This is a genomic window from Thiomicrorhabdus sp. Milos-T2, from assembly GCF_000702325.1.
Classification (GTDB): Bacteria; Pseudomonadota; Gammaproteobacteria; order Thiomicrospirales; family Thiomicrospiraceae; genus Thiomicrorhabdus.
This window is the reverse complement of record NZ_KL370891.1, coordinates 1-20,748: the sequence shown is the minus strand read 5'-3', so window position 1 is coordinate 20,748 and position 20,748 is coordinate 1. Positions and strand designations below refer to the sequence as shown.

Below are 20,748 nucleotides of genomic sequence, written 5' to 3'. Positions count from 1 at the left end.
GGTAGGTTATGTTTATTAAAATTTTAAAGAGATGGCTACTTCTTTTCTAATTGTAAAATAGCTTCTTTATAAGTTAAAGCCGCTTGATTTTCCTTGCCTTCTGCTTCATAACATTGCGCTAAAGCATGAAACGTTTCCACCTCTGCTCTCAGTTGTAAGCTTTGTTTTAAATAGCTTTGTCCCAGCCCCCATAGTTGGCTCTGACAGGCTAGTCGCCCTAGTGTTAGAAGTAATACCGGGTTACTATCACCTTGCACCGTTTTCCACTTCTCTGCAGTTTTAAGCCTGTCAAAGGCTGGGCCTAATGTTAAACGTCCATACTGATAAACTAGCCTATCATTCCACTGTTTTTTAATCGCTTTAGTTAACAACATTTCTAAAGTGACTTCATCTTTCCAACCTATCCTTTGCTCAACATATTCGGCAAGAATTTCTGGTGCCATCTGCTGCTTTTTAGTTAAATTATTCCAAATAAACTGAAGGGCATCACTATCCACGGCCGAAGCTAACTTACCTGCCCAAAATTGTTGCTCTAACTGTTCATACTCAGCCGGCTCTAAGGCGCGTGTTTTTTTAATATCTGGAAGTAATTCAGCCAAGGTTTCCCAATAGCCTAACTGTTTCAAACCTAAAGCATACTCCGCTAATATCGTTGGGTTTTTAGGTTGTTGTTCATGTAAAGCTTCTAGAACTGCTATAGCCGTTTTGGGCTTATCTTCGGCAAGTAAACGAGCTTCGACTAGACCAATGGTTATGTACTCTTCTGGATACACGTCTCGAGCCTGATCAATATAATTGTCTCTGCGTGAATAGGCTTTTTGGTTATGTGCCATTTTTGCTGCACTTAAATAATGCACCAAACCAGATTCACTGTTTTTAGCACTTTTAATAAGCTCTTTTTCTGCTTTTTGCCAATCCCCATACTCAAGTGCAATCATTCCCTTTGCCATAGCTGTTTCTGCTTTACTGTACTGACGTAAACGACGATGTTTTCGCCAGAATAGAGGAAGATGCCAAATATTAAGTAAAAGGCGAATCAACGCATAACTTAGAATAAAACCAATAATTGAAGCGGCAATTAAAAAACTGACACTAGTTTGTAAAACCCAATCTCCCCAAACCATGGAGACTTGACCATTGTCATAAAGCAACATGGTAGTTAAAGACGTTGCTACAAAAAAGACCGCTGCGAGTATTAAAATTAAACGCATAATCAGGTTATCTCATTGCTATTACATTGAAGCATTAAACTAAAATCGTTAGCTTTAAATAGAACCCTCATTATTTATTTACCTCTTGGTCTAACTTTAAGATTGATAGTGGTTTCTTACTTTCAAACTCAACATTTTCAAAGGGCGTTAATAACAGATTAAATTCTGAATACGACTTAGCGTAATGCGCTTTTACAAAAGCTTTAATTGCGTTACTGGCTTCTTTAACCGTAGCAACCGACTGAGTTTGCATCCCCCAGTCTAAACGGTCAACTAATAAACTCAATCGTTGTAATAGCACATCATTTTTAAGCAAGTCATCGACAGGCGTTACATCCCCATTTTCAGAGCGCTTTTTAATACTAATCATTTGACTAAATTTAGTCATCAGTTTGTCTAAACCACTTTCTGACTGACTCTCGGCGTTAGCTTGGTCAATCTCACGCTGTGAGGCTGTAAACAAGTTTTTAGCACTTAATTGATTTACGGCCTCTTTAAGTGCATCTGTCGATATTTGTGATGGCTTGTTTTGTTTATCTTTTACTTGTTTTAAATAGCCTAAATCTTGACCGATTAATCTTGCTAACGCCGTGGTATGAGAGAAATCACTTAAACTTGCCGCTTGCTCTAAGGCTAGTAACTGTTTTTGAGTTTTATCAACACGACCATTTAAAATCCATTGGGTATTTATCTCAACAATCCACTGTTGGATTTGTAAACTATCTAACGGCATATCTAGCTTTAAAACAGGGGGTTGTTTCGTTAAGACTTGCTGCTCTTCTTTAAATAAGAACAACTCACTTAACTTTTTAGCAAAACCATTAATTTGATTTTGTAAGTTTTTCTCTAAGTCGGCTAAGGCTTTAAGTTGCGCATCATTAGGCTGTAGCTCTTGTTGTGCCTTTTGAGTCATGCTTTGTAGTTGTTTGAGCGCTTGATCTAATTGCTCACTACTCTGTCCGCCTAACTGGGCTACCGTTTCCTTAAGCTGCTTAATTTGTTGTTGTGTTTGTTGCTGAATTTGTGACAAATCGGCTTGAGTGACCGCAGGTGCATTTTCTGGGTCTTGAAGAGATTTTTTAACTTCACTTTTAACGCTGTCAGCAATGATTTGTTGCTGCTCCTTAATTCTTACATCAAGCGCGTTATTATCTTGTCGGAGTTGTGCTACCTGGTTTTGCAATTCATTAATACGTTGTATCTGCCAGCTCATGTCTGGACGAGTAAAGTATAACGTTACCACTACCGCTAAAATGACCGACAACCATAATAATGTCGTTTTATGTCTGCTTAAAAAGCTAACTTTATCAGGATGAGTTTCTGAATCTAACTCAATCCCCTCAGAAATGGGTGCCTGTGGATCAATATCGCCTCCTAAGTCATTTACATCTTCTGGAGAAACCTCTTTATCAAGGTTTGCCTCTTCAGCTTTCTGCTCTGAATAGGCCTTAGCACGTTCAATTTTTTCATCAATACTGGCTAAATTCTCTGGAATCACTTCACCATCAACAATGCGATGTTCAGCATTGGGTTTTATACGTTCAGACATTTTTTCACCTAATTTAAAACACTCTGTAATTCACACTTATGGTGATTCATTTAAAATTACAATCAATTTAATAATCATTGATAGCCTCAATAATGCCTTGATTACTTTGGCTTTTAACTATCGAGATAGGTTGATTAAACCCATCTTGCTGAATATGGTTTGCAATTCTTTGACTCATCACAACGACTAACCTAATTTTTGACCAACATGAATTTTCCATAATTTGTTGATCAATTATATTATAGAGCTTAATAATGCCTGCTAACAGTTTATGCCAACTGTCTAAGCTGGTAATGAGTAACACGGGATTCTTAGATTCTAAAAATCGCTCCCAAGCGTCAACACAAAAGGGTCGAGTTTGACGTTGATAAACATCAAAAGTCTGAACATTTGCACCACGCTGAGTTAAGGTGTCTGCAATTAAGGTTCGTCCTTCTGCACCTTTAACTAACGCAATTTGTTGGCCATCAACAGAGTGCATTTCTGTATGCGCTAAAAAGTGTTCACTATCAAACTGTTTGAGAGACAAGGATTTAAGCGTTAAACCCAATGTCTCTCCTTTTGCTTGTGTTGCTCTGCCAATGGCAAATAAATCAGCATTTAAAAAACAACGTTTATATTCCTGGCTTAACGTTTGACCTGATGTTTGACCTGACGATGGTTTTAAGCGACACCAGCCTTCAACCGCATTGGCGCTGGTAAAAATCACTTTATCAAACGTTAGGCTATTGTTTGATTCTATATTTAAATTTAAGAAAGCAGAATCTAACCATTCAATTTCTATCAAGGGGCAAGAAATAACCTGCCCACCATAAGATTCAAATAAAGCTGACAATTGGCTAGCCTGATGAGCAGGCCTGGTATTTAACAACGTAAAATCGGAGAGATCATCTATTCCATTATTAGCGTTCATTAAATTACCTTAAAATCCCATTCAATTGTTAGCCTTTATGGTGCTCATCATTAGCATATACTTCATCTAAAATAGCTTTTGCACCTTGGTCTAAAAGTTTTTTAGCCAAATTAACACCAAGCTCTTTCGCTTGATTTGCTTTACCTTCAATACTAGCGGTTAAAATTTCAGAACCATCTAAAGCTCCCACTAAACCGCGCATAGATAACTCATCACCGTCTAATTCAGCATAAACACCAATGGGAACTTGACACCCACCTTCTAGGTGATGATTCATTGCACGTTCCGCAATGGTACGAATTTCAGTTTCGCTATGGTTAAGTACTTTAATAATCTCTAAAGTATCGGTATCTTTTGCAAAATATTCAATCCCTAAGGTACCTTGAGTCACCGCAGGCAAACAAACTTCTGGAGTAATTTCATGACGAATACGCTCATCCAGCTCTAATCTCATTAATCCAGAGGTCGCCAACACAATCGCATCATACTCACCTGCATCTAACTTACCTAAACGAGTCCCTACATTACCACGCAAGTCACGCACATCTAAATCGGGTCTTTGCGCTAACAATTGCGCTTTACGACGTAGGCTGGAGGTGCCTAAAATCGCACCCTGCGGTAAAGAATCAAATGTTTCATATTGATTAGATACAAAAGCATCGGTTGGTGCGTGGCGTTCTAAAATGGCTCCTAATGCAAAGCCTTCTGGTAATTCCATGGGAACATCTTTCATAGAATGCACGGCAATATCCGCTTCGCCTTCCATCATGCGGTCTTCTAACTCTTTAGTAAATAAACCTTTACCGCCAATTTTTGCCAAGGGTACGTTTAATATCTTGTCGCCTTTGGTCACCATGGGTAACAAGATAATCTCTAAACCTGGATGGGCTTTTTCTAATTCCGCTTTAACAAATTCTGCTTGCCACATGGCTAGAGGGCTTTTGCGAGTAGCAATTCTTAAGGTTTTTTTCATACTGGCTTCCAATTGTCCGCACCATTTTCAAATAAAGGCATTTGATACAGAAGCGATAAACTCAGCGTTTAAAGCTCAATGCTATTTTTTTTGAAAGATGCGGGTTACGATAATCTTTTGTGTTCATTTATTAATTCCCCCATTTTACTGAAAATCCTCTTAAAGTTTTCGTTAAAATAAGGGCTTAAGTTAATGCTTTATAGCTGATTGTGATGTTTTTACGAGTTTTATTGTAATTTTTTACATTAAAAGAGACCTTAGCACGAGAGTATGTACAAGTAAAAATGGTTCTAGGTGCCCCTTGAGGGTAAAAATTCACCTGATTTTTGTTGTACCCCAAGGGTACTTCCGTTGGGCGACAACTTGCGAATAGCTAGCTATTCCCTACGTTTCCCGCCGCAAACGAAGAACTCGACGCTCGAAGGGGTAAGTCGAGAATCAGGTAAATTTTTCCACATTTTTCTTTCGCACCTATCTAGTGCAAAGGTCTCTAAAAGAGACCTTTGCAAAACGCTTAGAAGGAGCTTACCATGCCAAAGAAACCCTTTGTCTATTTGCTAATACTTGCCATATTGGAATTTATGCCAACATGGGTCAGTGCAAATGCTTCATATAAAGAGCTCACCAATCTGCAGAATTTAGCTGAGCGTTCAAAACAGCAAGGGCTGCCAATCATGTTAATGTTTGGTGCTGAATGGTGTGATTACTGCCATCTTCTTAATGAAGAGGTATTAAACCCCATGACTTACAATGGCCTGTATGAAGGTAAAGTCGTATTTATGCGACATGTTGGTGTGGATGAGCCAAAGCCTTTGATTGATTGGTATGGAAAACCCATAAAAAAAGACAAATGGGCTTATAAACTCAATGCAGACTTAACCCCTACTATGCTCTTCTTTGACGGGTTTGGTAGAGAAGTAGCTCCTCGTATCGTGGGTATTTCTGAAATTACCTTATATGCGAGTGTGATTCATCAGCATATTAATATTGCCTACAAAAATATGGGGCTTAAAAAACAAATTCCGGCTACGCCTGAACAGTTAGAAATTCAGTCGCAAGCCACACAGAACAATCTTGCATTGCCAAAGTGAGACTTTTGCACAAAGTGACTGCATAAATGAAAGCTTTACGCGAAATCTATAATTGTGCAAAGCTCTCAATAAAAATAAATTAAATAAAGTTTGAGACAAGAATGAGTAATCAACACAACCAAGAAAAACTATCTAGTGCACGTTTTAGTGAATCAACCGATGCCTTTGTAGAAGCTTTTACCGCTTCTATTCAGTTTGATAACCGCATGTATAAGCAAGATATTCAAGGCTCTATTGCGCACGCAAAAATGTTAACCAAAGTGGGCATTTTAAATGAGGCAGAACTGAACGACATTATTGGTGGCTTAACTCAAGTTCAACAAGAAATTGAGGCCGGTGAATTTCAGTGGTCAATCAAACAAGAAGATATTCATATGAATATTGAAGCTCGTTTAACCAGCCTAATTGGTATTACCGGTAAAAAACTGCATACCGGTCGCTCTCGTAATGACCAAGTTGCGACGGATATTCGTTTATATATTCGTGACGAAATTGATGCCATCTTACCGGAGCTTAAGCGTTTGCAAGTTGGCTTAGTAGAAATAGCTGAGCGTGAAGCGGATACCATCATGCCTGGTTTTACGCATTTACAAACTGCGCAGCCGGTTACCTTTGGACATCACATGTTGGCTTGGTTTGAAATGATTAAACGTGATGTAGAACGTTTACAAGACTGCCGTAAACGTGTAAATACCATGCCATTAGGTTCAGCCGCCTTAGCCGGAACAACCTACCCCATTGAGCGTGAATATACTGCTGAACTACTTGGGTTTGAACGTATCTCGGAAAACTCTTTAGATGGCGTATCTGACCGAGACTTTGCGATTGAATTTACTCACTTTGCCGCTACCTTATTAATGCATATGTCGCGCTTTTCTGAAGAATTAGTTTTATGGTCTTCAGCACAATTTCAGTTTATTGATTTGCCTGATCGCTTTTGTACCGGTTCTTCAATTATGCCGCAAAAGAAAAACCCCGATGTTCCAGAACTTATACGTGGTAAAACTGGACGTGTTTATGGTCACTTAATGAGTTTGTTAACCTTAATGAAATCTCAGCCATTAGCCTATAACAAAGACAACCAAGAAGATAAAGAACCACTATTTGATACGGTAAATACCGTTAGAGGCTCTTTAAAAGCCTTTGCTGATATGGTGCCTGCTATTCAAGTTAAACGTGAAATGACTTATGCTGCAGCTAAACGAGGTTTTTCTACGGCAACAGATTTAGCGGATTATTTAGTTGGTAAAGGATTGGCTTTCCGTGATTCTCACGAAGTCGTTGGCTTAGCGGTTGCTCACGGTATTCAAACCGGTGAAGATCTTTCTGAAATGTCCTTAGAAACCTTACAAGGTTTCTGTGACAAAATTACGGATGATGTTTTTGAAGTACTCACTTTAGAAGGCTCTGTTGCTGCTCGTAACCATTTAGGAGGAACAGCCCCTAATCAAGTAAGAGCAGCCGTTGCTAGAGCTAAAACAATCTTGTAACTATGTTATAAAAATCTTATAAAGATATGCGTAATTTACGTTAAACCTCAAGTTACCAGGCCTTATATGTTGAAAGTGTTCTCCAGAAGTGGAGAATTTATTAAGGACGCTTAGTAAAGGGATAAAGAGATCTTGCTACCAGGCCAATGACACCCAGAGTGATCCAGGTTATCAGATTAAGACCTTTATCCCCACACACTATAAACTGAACGGTATCTTAGGCAGGACAAGACTCCTAGCCTGTATTCATAAGGTTAGTATAGCCATAGTGTGAACTTACTAAACGAAATTAAATCCTAGCATAAAATAGGTATTTCGAACATGAAAATATACATCGGCATAGACATCAGTAAAGACACCTTTGACGTGGCGGTTTCAACTCAAAAGCAAAGTGTCACTTTTAATAACACCCCAGCGGGGTTTAAAAAGTTTATCAAGTGGCTTAGTGTTTTTGATTCTCCACACATCGCAATGGAAGCCACAGGCAAATACTATTTAGGATTAGCCTTGTATCTTTATGAACAAGAATACCCTGTGTATGTGATCAACCCATTTAAAATCAAACATTATGCTCAATCCAAACTAAAGCGTGTTAAAACCGACAGTGAAGATGCTAAGCTCATCGCAGATTTTTGTGAAGTACACAAACTCAAACCTTGGCAGCCTGACAGTCCGATTATCGCTAAGCTACAAGAGTTCTCAGCACTTCAATCCTTGTTAATTCAAACAAAAACCCGCATTAAAAACCAAATGCAAAGTTTGACAGAAATTGAAGTACAGAAAATTCAAATAGCTCAGATTAAACAGTTAGAAAAGCAGATTGAAAAGATTCAATCTCAAATGAAAGGCTGCGTTCAACAGGATGTTGAATTGGCTAAGCAGATGGCATTATTAACGTCCATTAAAGGACTGGGTGAAAAAACAGCGATTGAACTCATCACTCATATCAAAGACATTTATCGTTTTGATAATGCAAAGGCCTTAGCCTGTTACTCTGGTCTTGTTCCACAAATACAGCAATCGGGTAGTAGTTTAAATCGCTCATCGCTTTCCAAAATGGGCAATGCGAATTTAAGGAAGTGTCTCTACATGCCTGCGGTAAATAGTATTGCATACAACCCTGTCTTAAAAGCCTTTGCAGACAACCTGAGAAAAAGAGGGGTTGCAGGTAAGAAGATAGTTGCCGCGGTAATGCGCAAATTAATTCATCTGGTTTATGCTATTCTGAAGAGTGGTAAACCCTTTGATCCAGAATATAAGATTGGTGCTTGACTATGAAAATCAAACACGGTATCTGGTAACTTGAGCTTAAGCCGCTAATAATTAAAGTATTAGCGGCTTTTTTATTGAATAAATAGAATCTGAAAAAAGAGATTCTAAAGAAAGAGAATATTAGGTGCATTTAGATCGCTACTTAAGCAAATATGCCGGATTAAGCCGTAAATCTATTTTGCGTTTATTGCATCTTGGACAAATTAAGGTGGATGGAAAAACCTGCTTTTCACGAGATCAATCCGTTAGTGATTTTTCTAAAATACACATAGAAGGTCAATTGTTAGAATTGCATAAGCCTGCTCGTTATTTTTTAATGAATAAACCTGCGGGTATTTTAAGTGCCACGATTGATTCTGAGCATAAAACAGCATTAGAGCTTATCGATGAAGCTTATCGGAGTGACTTGCATATTGCTGGCCGTTTAGACCGAGCAACAACCGGTTTATTAATTTTAACCAATAACGGTAAATGGTCACGCCACATTACCGAGCCTGAGCAAAAGATACCCAAAACCTATCGGGTTAAAACTCAATATTCCATTTCACCTGAAACTGAAGCGTTATTCAAAAAAGGGATTTATTTTGCCTATGAAAACATCACCACTAGTCCTGCTGAAATAGAAATATTAACCCCAACACTTTGTAAATTAACCATTTACGAAGGTCGCTACCATCAAGTAAAACGTATGTTTTCTGCCATTGGCAATCGAGTAAAACAACTGCATAGAGAGTCAATTGGAAACATTGTTTTGGAAGAGGCTTTGCAACCGGGAGAATATCGATGTTTAAGCCAAAAAGAGATTGACTCTATCTGGCAAAAATAAAACCTACCAAGCCTTATATATTGAAAGTGTTCTCCAGAAGTGGAGAATTTGCTGAATTATTGGGCAAGTTGGTGTCCACCTGGTGTAAAAGAAATTCCTTCGATGAACCGTTTAGCAACGTCATTTAATGCCGAGGATTTTGAAATTGTGTCGGTTAATTTTAAGGAAACGCCCAAGATCATTGCGTTTTTTAAAGCAAGCGCAAGTCGATTTTCCGGTATTAATTGATCAAGATGGCAAGGTGTCTAACGAATATGAAATTTTTGCTTTTCCCAGCTCTTTCTTAATTAATGCAGAGGGCAGGTTGTCTAAGTCGGTAAACACAGCCATAGAATGGGATGATGCGGAAATTAAGCACATCATTCGTCAAATAATTTCAGAAGAAGTGCCTTAGGGAATAAATAAAGGGAATAAATAAAGCGGATGAAGAGAGCCTGATGAACAAAACCAGCGTTGGCGCTTAACTTTCCGTGCTATCTTCTCCATGGTTTTTGTTCTTTTGAACATACATCATTTGGTCGGCAGTTTCTATGAGTTGGTCACAATCTGTGCCATCCAATGGGTAAATCGCAAAGCCCATGCTACAAGATAAATACAGCTGGTGTTCTTCATCTATTTTAAAAGGCACGCACGTGAGGTTTTTGCTTAGGGTGTCTAACACGTGAGAAGCGGCCTGGTTGGAGATGTTAGGCAGAATTAACATAAATTCGTCCCCACCGGTTCTAAAAATCAAGTCCTCTTTGCGGAAACTTTTTTCTAAAATAGCGGCAAAATGTTTTAACGCATGGTCACCCACCTGGTGACCATAGGTGTCGTTAATCGGCTTAAAGCGGTTTAAATCGAGCATCACCAAAGCGAGGTGGGTTTCATTTTCTTTGGTTTTGATTAATTCTCGCTTTATCACTCGGTCAAAATTTCGACGGTTTCTTAAGCCGGTTAAAGTGTCTGTTTCAGCTGCCGAGACTACTTCAGTAAAAGATTTTGAAAGCTTTTCACTCATGCGGTTAAAGGCGATTCTGATGCCTTCTAATTCATGAACGGGAGAAGGGGTAGGAATGATTTGTAAATCGTTGTGACTTGAGACCTTGTCCATCACGCCTTGTAAATCCATTAGGGGTTTGGCAATCAAACGATGCACCGATAAAAATAGCATTATAAAAATAATCACAAAACCGGTCATGGCGAAAATAACCAGTAACAACAAGACATCTTGCAATGAAAAGAACACATCTTTGATTGGGTAGCGATATTCAATTACGCCTTTTAAATCCCCCACTTTAGCATCAGTGTGACAAGCCAAGCAAGACTGCTCTACTTTTAGTGGATAAGCGAGCTTGATATGGTCATTTTCTTCAATCACTTCAACATCTTTAATAATTTGGAAGTCTTCGGTTTTGAGAGTGACATGGCGGTCAGGAAAAAAGATGTTTAATTTATTGACATAATTTTGCAGTTCAGCAGAGTTGGTGCCTTTTTTCATTAATTCTTGCATGCTGGTAAAGACTAGCTGGGAATTGATGCTACTGTCTTTTTTTAAATAGCTGGTTAGGGTATTACTTCCCCAGAAAAAAATAATCAGGATAATGGCGGTGATTGAACTGAAAAGTGCAAATAAAATCGACTTAATTAAAAGGTTGTTTAGCGATTTTTGTTTTGAGTCTGCCATTATAAAATTCAATAACCTTTTTTAATAAACGTTTTTAATCATAGCAATCATAGATGAATGTTGACACCTATTTGTAGCTTTGGCTCTTTTAAAAGGCTGTTAAATAGATTGTTGAGTGAAATTTACCAGGCCTGGTAGGTTTGTAAAATCAATCAGAATTTTCTAATGAACTGCCGTAGGCTATGGCTTTATTGCGCCCAGACTGTTTAGCTTGATATAGCGCTTGGTCAGCCTTATCAATTAACATGACTTCATCTGCTACTTGAATTTCTGGAAAACCGCAAACTCCTACACTGATGGTAAGGCTAATTTGTTGCTCACCTTCACTAAAGATAGTGTCTTGAACTTGGTGTCGAATTTTTTCACTGACTTGTAATGCATCTTTGGTGTTTGCACCTTGCAAAATCATTAAGAATTCTTCGCCACCGTAGCGAATCACAATATCTCCGTCTCTTAAGGTATTTTTAAGAATAGAGGCAATCAATCTAATGGCTTTATCTCCAACTAAATGACCATAATTGTCATTAATCTTCTTAAAGTGATCAATATCTACCATCATGACACTGAGTTGAGATTGCTCTCTTGATGCACGAGCAAAGTCTTCTTTTAAACGTGTCATGCCAAAGCGACGATTATAAACATTGGTTAAACCGTCGTAAGCAGCAAGTCTTTGGAATTTTGTGTGAATTAAGGCGTTATTTAAGGCAAGCCCCATGCTTCTTGCAAATAAATGTAAGGTCGAGTTGGTTCTATCATCCGCTGTCTTAGCTCCCGTTGCAGCAACTAAAACGCCTAAATGTGAGCCTTTAAACTCAATAGGTTCAACAAAGACTTCTGAGGGCGTAAAGTGCGTTAAAACCCCGTCTAATTGTATTTGTTTAGGCAAGGTAATTCTTTGTGCTTTACCTTTGACTACCGCATCTAGAATACTGCTATGTTCCGTTAAACTCTCTGGATGCAAGATACCTTGCGTGGCTTCGACTTTAACTTCACCATGTTTAAACAGTAATATGGCAGCAGCCTCAATCTTAGTAGACTTAACAAGTAACTCAATGGTCTTTTCAGAAAGCGTGCTAACCTCAAGATTTGCAGACATGACTTTGGTAAATTTATTAAAGACTTCTTCACTTTCATGCGAATCAATCAGCGCTTCTAACAACTGATTATAGGCATGAGCGCTTACTCCAATCTCATCGTTTGATATAACGTCCATATTACAAAGTTGATGATGGCATTTTACGGAATAATCTATAAAATCTTTATCTTGTAGGCTGTTTGCAATATCCTGCATTTTCATGGCTAATTGTTTTAAATGCGGACGAATAACCATCGAAATCATGACGTAGCTGATTAATCCAACCATTTGTCCAGCCACTTGGGTTATTAAGAAAAACTGCCAAGTAAGCACTTCTCTTTCAGGAAAACCATACCCAACAAGAATGAGTGGAAATGATAATCCAATGATCACTCCAATCATTTGCATGTAGAGAAACTGATCTAAAAAAATACTTTTGGTGAGCCTAGGAATCTGCATTCAAAACATCCTGTCTGAATAAATTAATCATTAAATTGTATAACTGAACGAACCTGCATATCGTTATATTTAAAACTGTTTAAACTTGCTAAATCAATTAAGCAAGCCATGCCATAAACATGATAGCCAACCTTTTCGCACAACTCAGCAGCCGCTCCCATTGAGCCACCTGTGGCAATTAAGTCATCCAATAAAACAATATTACTTCCATCGCCTTTTTGCATTTCTAAGCGATCTGTACCGTATTCCAAACCATATTCGATAGAAGCGGCAACATTAGGTAACTTGCCAGGTTTTCTTACCTTAATAAAGCCTTTATTATGCTTGTAAGCTAAAGCTGCAGCAAAAATAAAACCACGTGATTCTATCCCCGCTAAACAATCAATCTCCGCCCACTCTGCTTCAGTATATAGGGCACTCATGGCATCAATTGTTTCTGTAAAGTGGGTTTTTAAAAGAGGAGAGATGTCGCTAAAAAGAATCCCAGGTTTGGGAAAATCGGGAACGGCATCTAAATATTGTGCTAATGGATGTTGGGCCATACTTTTCCTATAACTATATACATTATGTTTGCGGGTTAAAAAACAGGACAATCCATCTTTACTCTAAGGTAATAAATGATTATTCTAACCACTTTACTAGTAACCTCAGCACGAATCAAAGACAATTGAAAAAAGCGAACTTTTTTATTTACTTATAACCTTGTGTCAAGGTCTCTATTAATTAACGATGCTATTATAGACCTAATAAACCAAAAGTTAATCGGCAAACTTCCTTATGCACTTATTAGAAAATAAATATGAAACGGCTGGGCTCTTAAAATTACCGCCGCATGCAAGAGATATTGCTGAACATCTATTAACTCTTACACCATTAAACCAATTGCTTTTAATGCAACAAGCAAATGATCCTGATACCGCCTTGTTAAATGAACATCATGTTCCTATTACATTATGGCCAGACATTCTTAATGCCACACTGTTAGCAAAAACCACTTATTTTTTACCCAACCCTAACTTTAATAAAGAAGAGTTGCTTTACTTAATGAAAGCCGCCTGTTCAAGTATTGGCTTACCACTGAATGTTTATTCGGTAAAAGAGGTAATTGAGATGTCTGCGGAAGAATATCCCGTTTTTAGTGAATGGTTAAACACTTTTGCCAAACAACTTAAGAAAAAGCGTTAACAAGATGAGACTTTTGAAAGGTCTCAAGATAATAAAAGCTTTACACCAACGGCGTGAGACAAAGCTCTTTCCAATTAAATAATATTTACCAGGCCTGGTAAAGATTCAACTAATAGAGGCCTTTGCACGAGAGTATGCACGAGTAAAAATGGTTAAAATTCACCCGAATTTTTGTTGAAAAACTTGCGAATAGCTAGCTATTCCCTACATTTTCCGCCGCAAACGAAGAACTCGACGCCTGAAGGGGTAAGTCGAGAATCAGGCAAATTTTCCCTCATTTTTCTTTCGCACCTATCTCGTGTTTATGCCCTTGGGTGCAAAGGTCTCTAATAAAAAGTCTTAAAAGGGATTTTAAAATTCCCTTAAAGCACTCTTTTAGACTCTTTTAACAACATGCGTATGTTTTTCTTAGCGTCAGAATGACCATACTGTGCTGCCAATCCCAGCCATGATCGCGCTTGTGCAATATTGGCTACAGTACCTCGACCATCTAAATACATCATTGCTAATGCGTTTTGGGCTTGTAAATTGCCTCGAATAGCGGCAAAACGATAGAGCTTAAAGGCATGTTCTACATTTTTTGGCATCCCCAAACCTTTTTCAAACAAACGCCCAAGATTATAAGCCGCATAAGGATTACCCTTTTCAAAAGCTTGTTGGTACATGTTAGCCGCCATAGCGTATGATTGTCTTACCGGTTTCCCTTGCTCATACATACGTCCTAAATTATTTTCTGCACGTGAATAATCTCTAAATGCACAATTTTCATAAAGGTTAAATGCCGTATCTAAATCACCTGAGTTTTCACTTTCCAACGCTTTTTTAAAAATCGGGTACATGTAATGCTCATCTGCCAAAACCGTCATTGGTTCTTCGGGATAAGATTTATCAACCCTAACACTCATTTGCCTAACCCATTCTGGCACAGTCAGGTCTTCCAACCACTGTTTTAAATCAACCAGGCCTGGTCGTTTTGCTGGGTCTTTTTGTGTCATCCAAAATATTAAATAACGCCAAAAAATAGGCAGTTTATTCATCTTATGAACCGTGTGATGAACATGTGCCCAAAGCTGTTTATCTTCATCATTTTCTTTATCTAACCGATAAATATGCTTGCCAGTTAATGCAAAATAAAGTGTACAACCTAAAGAGTAAACATCACCCGCTTCATCAAGTTGACCATTTAAACGTTCCGGTGGGCAATATTTTTTATCGCCTTTTATCATCTCGGTGTCAAAAGAACTTAATGATGGAATCGAATGGCTCCAATCGACTAAATAAGCCTGTTTTTTACCCATAACAATGTTGCTTGGTTCAATATCTCCATGAACAAAACCCACAGAGTGAACACGCTCTAAAATAGCAACCATGTCCTCCAAAAGTTTTTTAGTGGCCCTAGCAGACAAAGAGCCTGACTTTTTGATGGTCTGCTTTAAGTTTCGCTTACCAGCAAAATCAAAGAACTGTAAATAGCTGTATCCAACCTTACGAATCTCATTAAAATGAATAAATTCAGGAAACTGATTTAAGTAGTGCAGTAGATCTTTCTCACGCTTAATCGCTTGATAATTACGAATATCATGCATTACACGCAAAAACTGTTTACGCTCGCCCTTTTCAGTAGTTTGTTTAACCTTATAGACAGATGCAATCGAGCCTTTACTAATAAGCTTAATCTTACTTAAATCAGGTTGTTGTTCTAATATAGGCAAAACCTCATCAGACATACTGTCTTTTCTCCATAATTTTCTACAGGCTTTTTACATTATAACGCGTAACAAAGCTCTTCTAAAAAACAGAATTAAAAAAAAGGGCACTTAATTCGTGCCCTTTAACTCTACCTCAAAAATTAATCGTTTTGGAAGTCGATATTCATATCATTGATATCATTTTCATCTAATAACTGATCCTGAATAATCACTGAAGTGACTGTTCCACCGGCATCAGACTCGCCATTTGAATCAATATTGATTTGAGTCGAATCATCAACAGAATCACCATCCGTATCAACCAGTGCAAAATCTAGATATTCCGCTAAGCTATTGGCGGTAACTTCTGCATCGGTATCAGTAATGACCTCGCTTAAGTCTAGTACGTCATCATAAGGATCAAAATCAATTAGAGTCACATCTTCATCAGAATTAATAATAAACTGCTCAGTTTCACCGTAATTGCCATATAGGAAATCACCTAGATTTACACTAGAATCTGGTGCTGTAATAGCAAAGTCATTAATCCATGCATCTTCATTCCCTGCTGTAGTATTTGTTGCAAGAGTAAGATTAAACTCTCCATTTTCATCCAAGACTACATCAAAAGAATAAGGGTGAGTCCCACCTGTATATGAATCACTATATTGACTTTCGCCATTTACTAATACATTGAAATAATCCGTATAATTTTGAGTGGCATCTTCCCATGCATTTACAACAGTCAGGTTAAAGTCTATAGTCACAACTCTTCCTGCACTCTCTGCACCAAAACTAAAAGTCTTAGAAGCTGTTTCGTCCTGCTCAATCAACATGCCATTTGTAGTAGCGCTAACTTGACTTCCCCAACCTGTAACACTATTAGTTAAATCTTCTGAATAATTAATTGCTGGAATATTTTCAATTCCTGCGGCACTCAGTTTCAAGTTCAACGACTGGCTATCACCATTACTGTCACTTGCTGTTACAACAAATATTTCATTAGCCGAAGCTGTGCCTGCGGCGTTGTCAAACGTATAACTTCCTGTTGTGAAATCAAATAATAAAGAGCCTCCATTCGTCATTGAGATAGTAGTTGTTCCAGCAGGATAATCCACAGCATTGTAGACAGCGCCATTATAGGCAATAGAGTCAATTTGACCTGCTCCATCTGGACCAAAGTCAATATTATCCAGCACTGTACCAGACACCACTTTTGATGGATTTTGAGAGGTGACCATATTCACTTCATCCACCGTACTTGGGCCTGAGTAACCTTGTTTAGAGACATTAAACGCGACTAAAGCACCCGCTGTATCACCATCATTATCGGATACTTCAAAAGAGACTCTATCGGTATAAGGCTCAGACTTATAAGGGTTGCCATTGAAGGTGTAGTCCCCATCATCCAAGTCAACAATCAACGAACTGCCTTTAGCGGTAGTAATGTAAATAGTCTTACTGTTAGCATCAAAGCTGTAATTAGCATTACCTTGTGCCGTCACCGTAGAGCCATCAAATAAGTAAGTCGCACCGCCTACGGAAATGGTACTTACAAAGCCTCCATCGGCGCCAATGCTAAATCCACTGTCTTGAATGTTTCCGGTTATTAAATCACCACTTAGTGCAGGTGGAACTGTACCTGCTAAAGCGGCATCCAAACCACTAGCACCATCAATGGCAGGACGTTCAACATTGTTTTCACCATCAAATGCAATCGGTTCTAATTCTGCTAATGCTGCACCACCGAAGCCAACGGCATAAGAGTCAATTTGGTTAGTTACTAAGAAGTTTTCCCAAAAACTTTTTTCAGTTGTATCAATACCTTCGTCTTCATTAACATCAGTTACACCATTGTTTGAAATTAATTGACCCGTTGTACCATCACTTGCTGTTGGTGAACCATCCGATAAGAAGTAAGAAATATCCTGAACACCTGTGGTTGTAATTTTTCCAGCTGTTTCTGCATAGGCCGTCATCGCTTCCGCTAAAGCCGCATCATAGTTGGTCATATTACTCAAGCTATCGCCATCTAAAACCGCATCGGTTAGATTTTCGATATATGTAATGGCATCTTGGGCAGTAACCCAACCGCCATCGTTTTCGATTTCTGCTCGGGTTGCGAAATTAACGATTTGAACCGCAACATCACCTAACGCTGAATATAAATTCAGCGTGTTCACAACCGCTTCTTTCATATCAACTAAGTTCTGACCTTTCATACTTCCAGATAAGTCTAAAATGAGCATGACATTAAAGTTTTGAGTTCCCATAACAACATCTTTAGAAACATCTGCCGCCACTGGCGCATCATCTTCAACCTTAACAGTAAGCTCTGTAGTCGCCACATTGGTTCCATCAGAAACCGCTATGCCAATATTCACATTAAGAACATCTTCACCTGCAGTATTTGGGTGATCGACGGGGCCTGTCAGCGTGACCGTGTAATCTCCATTATTATTAAGAGTAACCGTCATGACATCAATACCATTTGCTGAGCCAACCAGAGTGCCTATACCGTCACCTGTCCAGGTAATGGCTTGACCATTTGAAGTATAGGTTTCTGTAGGTGCAACTAAAGTGGCTGTTAAAGGATCATTATCAGGATCTGATAATCCTAAATTACCCGACGCAATGGTTAGATTAGTGGTGTCATCACCAGCATTTAAGCCATCTGCATCGACGATACCATTAACTAAACCTTCCTCAGAAACATAGCTAACAGGGTCTAGGTTCTGAATAATCGGACCAGTATAGCCTTCACGAATGACATTGAAAGTGACTTCTCCACTAGCTTGGTCACCGTCATTATCAACTAGGGTAAAGTTAGCATATTCGTTATATGGAGATAACAATAATGGATTAGCGTTAAACTCATATTCACCACCATCCATATCGACAACAATTTTACTGCCTTTAACTGTGTTGATAGTTAATGTATTGGTTGTGCTATCAAAGCTATAAGAGCCATTACCCGAACCGGTTATAGTTAAATTAGTACCATCAAAGGTATAAGTATTACCATCTAATAAGATTTCGCTAACATAGCCTCCGTCAGCACCTACACCAAATCCGCTTGTGTTGAAGTTTCCTGTTAATAGGTCACCCGTTAATGGAGCAGGTACAGTAACGACTAAACTATCTGCAAGGTCTGCATAATCAGCAATCACCAACGCATTAGTGTCTACAGCATTAATTCCATCATAAGCAATCGGGTTTAAATAAGTCTCAGGAACATTAGCACCTAATCCAACAGAGTATGAATTAATATCATTCAGCGTTAAGAAATCTATCCAAGCCGCTTCTTCTGTTGCGCTAATACCATCGCCAAGTTCTGTTTGGGTGGTACCACCATTCTGAGTAACCGTGACATTTGGATCATCTAAGCTCTGATAGTCTTGATTATAATTTGGCGCGTAGTCAGAAACAGTTGGTACACCGTCTGAGAAGAAATAACTGATGTTTTGACCATCGACCAACTTGCCAGAGGTACCAAACATAGTTTCAAGGCCATCTAAACCATAGTCATAGTTTGTTGCACCACCTGCAGTAAGCGTGTCTATATAGGTTTTTGCATCAGCTACAGACATCCAGACTATATTTGTATCTAAAGTATCAGAGAATACACCAACCTGAACACGCACCTCTCCCATAGCATCATAGTTATCAAGCATTTCACTAATTGCCTGCTTAGCAACATCTAAACGCGACAACTCGTTACCGCTCGAATCAAAGACGCCCGTATCAACAATCCCCATACTTCCGGATACATCCAACATCACCATGACATTAGAATTGGTAAGCGGCACAATAACTTCTTGAACAATATCGTTTGCCGTTGGCATATCGTCTTCAATACGAACAGCTAGATTAGTCTGAGCCGAACCACCATTGCCATCAGTAACTGTCACGCTAGAGTTGAACGATAAAACATCCTCAACAGAATTAGTAGGATGGTCAACTGGCGCATGTAATGTCACGGTATAAGCCCCTGTAGTGGCTACATTGATGGTTGCCACTAGGCTTCCACCTGCACCCGCCGTACCGGTTAGAGTTGCCGAACCATCAGTATTGGTTACACTGTTCCATACAACCTGTACTCCACCAGAAGTTATCACTTCAGTTGGATTAGACAAGCTAACCGTCAATGCATCACCATCAACATCACTTAATCCTAAAGTACCCGTATAAATAGCACTATCAGTAGTATCATCTCCAGCATTCTCACCAGTAGTATCTGCAATACCTGATGCTAAACCTTCCTCAGAAACCGCAGCAATGACATTAATATTATCAATAGTAGGGTTGTCATTACTTCCTGTAACATTAAACGTTACCGTTGTGTTAGAGAAGTCGCCATCGCTGTCTTTTAACGTGTAGCTAAAGGTGTCAACACCAGTTTCAGTATCTTGCAGAGTCTGAGCATTTGCATTCAATACATAGTCATAAGAACCATCAGATTGAAGCGTCAAAGTTCCATAAGTACCCGCTATTGGAGTATTTAAACCTGTTGTAATTTCTGCAGTGCCTGGATCATTTAACTGCACACCTGTCACAGTCGCATCATCCGCACCTAAGGCATCCTTAGTTGCATTAATACCTTCAACCACATTACCAGCCAAACTAACAGCATCCTCAGTCAACGTCTGACTATCCGCTAATGCTGTTGGTTCAGTGTCAGTAATATTGATTGTAACTGTAGACCACTCAGATAGATTAGTGCCATCAGATGCCTTATATTCAAAACTATCTACATCTGGTACAGCATCACTGTGATTTCGAACGGGAGCAGTATAAGTATAAGATCCATCAGACTGCATAACGACTGTACCACCTAAGACAGTTGTGAATGTCACAGGCCCAGAAACTAGCTGTTCAGTTCTAGAACCATCTTTGACAAAACCAACACTTAGTGGATCGTTGTCACCATCTGAGTCATTATTTAATACCGTAGTAAAGTTTAAAGTTGACCCTTCAGTCGCAGAAACCGAGTCATCAACACCAATAGGTGAGTAATCATCATCACTGATCGTTCCTGTTACTTCATCCGCGGCTGTGTCAATCACCAACGCTTCGAAGCTGTCATTCACTGTGCCCACGCCTGTCAAGGTCGCTGTGTAGAATTCGTTGTTTTCATCGAACACGTCATCATCCGTCGCAACACTCACTGTCCCTGTGCTTTGACCTGCACCTATCGTCACACTCGTATCTTGCGTGTAGTCTCCTGATCCCGCTGTGTCCGTACCGTCTTGGTTGTAGCCAATCGTTACCGTCACGGTTTCGCCTGCTGGCACCTCCACTGGAATTTCAGTTCCATTTTCATCGAATGAGTACAACTCGACTGTGTGCG

The 20,748-nt window shown here is 39.0% G+C and carries 16 protein-coding genes; 7 read left to right on the top strand and 9 right to left on the bottom strand.

Translation table 11 applies throughout. The features are described from left to right. Nucleotides 1-35: 35 nt before the first annotated feature. The 4 genes from BS34_RS0100075 to hemC all read right to left on the bottom strand — a co-directional run bounded on the left by BS34_RS0100075 (nucleotide 36) and on the right by hemC (nucleotide 4,646). A complete protein-coding gene (locus BS34_RS0100075) occupies nucleotides 36-1,211 on the bottom strand; it encodes a heme biosynthesis HemY N-terminal domain-containing protein (protein ID WP_029406519.1) in 1,176 nt (391 codons plus the stop codon). 70 nt (nucleotides 1,212-1,281) lie between these two features. After that, nucleotides 1,282-2,760, bottom strand: a complete 1,479-nt coding sequence (locus tag BS34_RS0100070) for a coiled-coil domain-containing protein (protein WP_029406518.1) — start codon at nucleotides 2,758-2,760, stop codon at nucleotides 1,282-1,284. Nucleotides 2,761-2,827: 67 nt separating this feature from the next. Next, nucleotides 2,828-3,673, bottom strand: coding sequence for a uroporphyrinogen-III synthase (locus tag BS34_RS0100065; RefSeq protein WP_029406517.1), 846 nt, complete (start codon nucleotides 3,671-3,673; stop codon nucleotides 2,828-2,830). A gap of 28 nt (nucleotides 3,674-3,701) precedes the next feature. Further along, nucleotides 3,702-4,646, bottom strand: a complete 945-nt coding sequence (gene hemC, locus BS34_RS0100060) for a hydroxymethylbilane synthase (protein WP_029406516.1) — start codon at nucleotides 4,644-4,646, stop codon at nucleotides 3,702-3,704. Between the two features lie 530 nt (nucleotides 4,647-5,176). Between hemC and BS34_RS0100055 the strand changes: the two genes are divergently transcribed. The 6 genes from BS34_RS0100055 (at nucleotide 5,177) to BS34_RS0100035 (ending at nucleotide 9,719) form a co-directional block, all read left to right on the top strand. Beyond that, nucleotides 5,177-5,737 carry a thioredoxin family protein gene (locus tag BS34_RS0100055; protein WP_029406515.1) on the top strand — a complete coding sequence of 187 codons (561 nt, stop codon included), beginning with the start codon at nucleotides 5,177-5,179 and terminating at the stop codon, nucleotides 5,735-5,737. Nucleotides 5,738-5,838: 101 nt separating this feature from the next. Next, entirely contained in the window at nucleotides 5,839-7,227 is a 1,389-nt protein-coding gene (argH, locus tag BS34_RS0100050) for an argininosuccinate lyase (protein WP_029406514.1), read from the top strand. A 321-nt stretch (nucleotides 7,228-7,548) separates the two neighbouring features. Beyond that, entirely contained in the window at nucleotides 7,549-8,499 is a 951-nt protein-coding gene (locus BS34_RS0100045) for an IS110 family RNA-guided transposase (RefSeq protein WP_029406513.1), read from the top strand. A gap of 124 nt (nucleotides 8,500-8,623) precedes the next feature. Beyond that, nucleotides 8,624-9,325 (top strand): pseudouridine synthase, encoded by a 702-nt coding sequence (locus BS34_RS0100040; protein ID WP_029406512.1) that lies wholly within the window; start codon nucleotides 8,624-8,626, stop codon nucleotides 9,323-9,325. Nucleotides 9,326-9,427: 102 nt separating this feature from the next. Further along, nucleotides 9,428-9,553 (top strand): hypothetical protein, encoded by a 126-nt coding sequence (locus BS34_RS13190; protein WP_369699479.1) that lies wholly within the window; start codon nucleotides 9,428-9,430, stop codon nucleotides 9,551-9,553. After that, complete coding sequence (locus tag BS34_RS0100035) at nucleotides 9,507-9,719, top strand: peroxiredoxin family protein (protein ID WP_029406511.1); 213 nt, start codon at nucleotides 9,507-9,509, stop codon at nucleotides 9,717-9,719. The genes BS34_RS13190 and BS34_RS0100035 overlap by 47 nt, the downstream gene beginning before the upstream one ends. Before the next feature lie 66 nt (nucleotides 9,720-9,785). Here BS34_RS0100035 and BS34_RS12415 read toward each other — a convergent pair whose 3' ends face one another. The 3 genes from BS34_RS12415 to BS34_RS0100020 all read right to left on the bottom strand — a co-directional run bounded on the left by BS34_RS12415 (nucleotide 9,786) and on the right by BS34_RS0100020 (nucleotide 13,067). Next, nucleotides 9,786-10,991, bottom strand: coding sequence for a diguanylate cyclase domain-containing protein (locus tag BS34_RS12415; RefSeq protein WP_051640588.1), 1,206 nt, complete (start codon nucleotides 10,989-10,991; stop codon nucleotides 9,786-9,788). A gap of 148 nt (nucleotides 10,992-11,139) precedes the next feature. Next, a complete protein-coding gene (locus BS34_RS0100025) occupies nucleotides 11,140-12,525 on the bottom strand; it encodes a sensor domain-containing diguanylate cyclase (protein WP_029406509.1) in 1,386 nt (461 codons plus the stop codon). Nucleotides 12,526-12,548: 23 nt separating this feature from the next. Then, complete coding sequence (locus tag BS34_RS0100020; protein WP_029406508.1) at nucleotides 12,549-13,067, bottom strand: adenine phosphoribosyltransferase; 519 nt, start codon at nucleotides 13,065-13,067, stop codon at nucleotides 12,549-12,551. Nucleotides 13,068-13,302: 235 nt separating this feature from the next. Here BS34_RS0100020 and BS34_RS0100015 point away from each other — a divergent pair, with 235 nt between their 5' ends. Continuing rightward, the gene (locus tag BS34_RS0100015) at nucleotides 13,303-13,710 is read left to right on the top strand and encodes a hypothetical protein (protein ID WP_029406507.1); all 408 of its coding nucleotides are present in this window, start codon (nucleotides 13,303-13,305) and stop codon (nucleotides 13,708-13,710) included. A gap of 362 nt (nucleotides 13,711-14,072) precedes the next feature. On the opposite strand, the gene BS34_RS0100010 is transcribed toward BS34_RS0100015, so the two are convergent. Then, a complete protein-coding gene (locus tag BS34_RS0100010) occupies nucleotides 14,073-15,437 on the bottom strand; it encodes a Sel1-like repeat-containing protein kinase family protein (RefSeq protein ID WP_029406506.1) in 1,365 nt (454 codons plus the stop codon). Between the two features lie 122 nt (nucleotides 15,438-15,559). Then, nucleotides 15,560-20,734: a beta strand repeat-containing protein gene (locus tag BS34_RS0100005; protein WP_233993119.1), complete on the bottom strand. Its 5,175-nt coding sequence runs from the start codon at nucleotides 20,732-20,734 to the stop codon at nucleotides 15,560-15,562. Nucleotides 20,735-20,748: the final 14 nt, after the last annotated feature.

Bases quoted from the DNA above. Each gene is read 5' to 3' on its own strand.
- BS34_RS0100070 (WP_029406518.1), bottom strand. From the start codon at position 2,760: ATGTCTGAACGTATAAAACCCAATGCTGAACATCGCATTGTTGATGGT.
- BS34_RS0100075 (WP_029406519.1), bottom strand. From the start codon at position 1,211: ATGCGTTTAATTTTAATACTCGCAGCGGTCTTTTTTGTAGCAACGTCT.
- BS34_RS0100045 (WP_029406513.1), top strand. From the start codon at position 7,549: ATGAAAATATACATCGGCATAGACATCAGTAAAGACACCTTTGACGTG.
- BS34_RS0100020 (WP_029406508.1), bottom strand. From the start codon at position 13,067: ATGGCCCAACATCCATTAGCACAATATTTAGATGCCGTTCCCGATTTT.
- argH (WP_029406514.1), top strand. From the start codon at position 5,839: ATGAGTAATCAACACAACCAAGAAAAACTATCTAGTGCACGTTTTAGT.
- BS34_RS0100025 (WP_029406509.1), bottom strand. From the start codon at position 12,525: ATGCAGATTCCTAGGCTCACCAAAAGTATTTTTTTAGATCAGTTTCTC.
- BS34_RS0100055 (WP_029406515.1), top strand. From the start codon at position 5,177: ATGCCAAAGAAACCCTTTGTCTATTTGCTAATACTTGCCATATTGGAA.
- BS34_RS0100010 (WP_029406506.1), bottom strand. From the start codon at position 15,437: ATGTCTGATGAGGTTTTGCCTATATTAGAACAACAACCTGATTTAAGT.
- BS34_RS0100065 (WP_029406517.1), bottom strand. From the start codon at position 3,673: ATGAACGCTAATAATGGAATAGATGATCTCTCCGATTTTACGTTGTTA.
- BS34_RS0100015 (WP_029406507.1), top strand. From the start codon at position 13,303: ATGCACTTATTAGAAAATAAATATGAAACGGCTGGGCTCTTAAAATTA.
- hemC (WP_029406516.1), bottom strand. From the start codon at position 4,646: ATGAAAAAAACCTTAAGAATTGCTACTCGCAAAAGCCCTCTAGCCATG.
- BS34_RS12415 (WP_051640588.1), bottom strand. From the start codon at position 10,991: ATGGCAGACTCAAAACAAAAATCGCTAAACAACCTTTTAATTAAGTCG.
- BS34_RS13190 (WP_369699479.1), top strand. From the start codon at position 9,428: ATGAACCGTTTAGCAACGTCATTTAATGCCGAGGATTTTGAAATTGTG.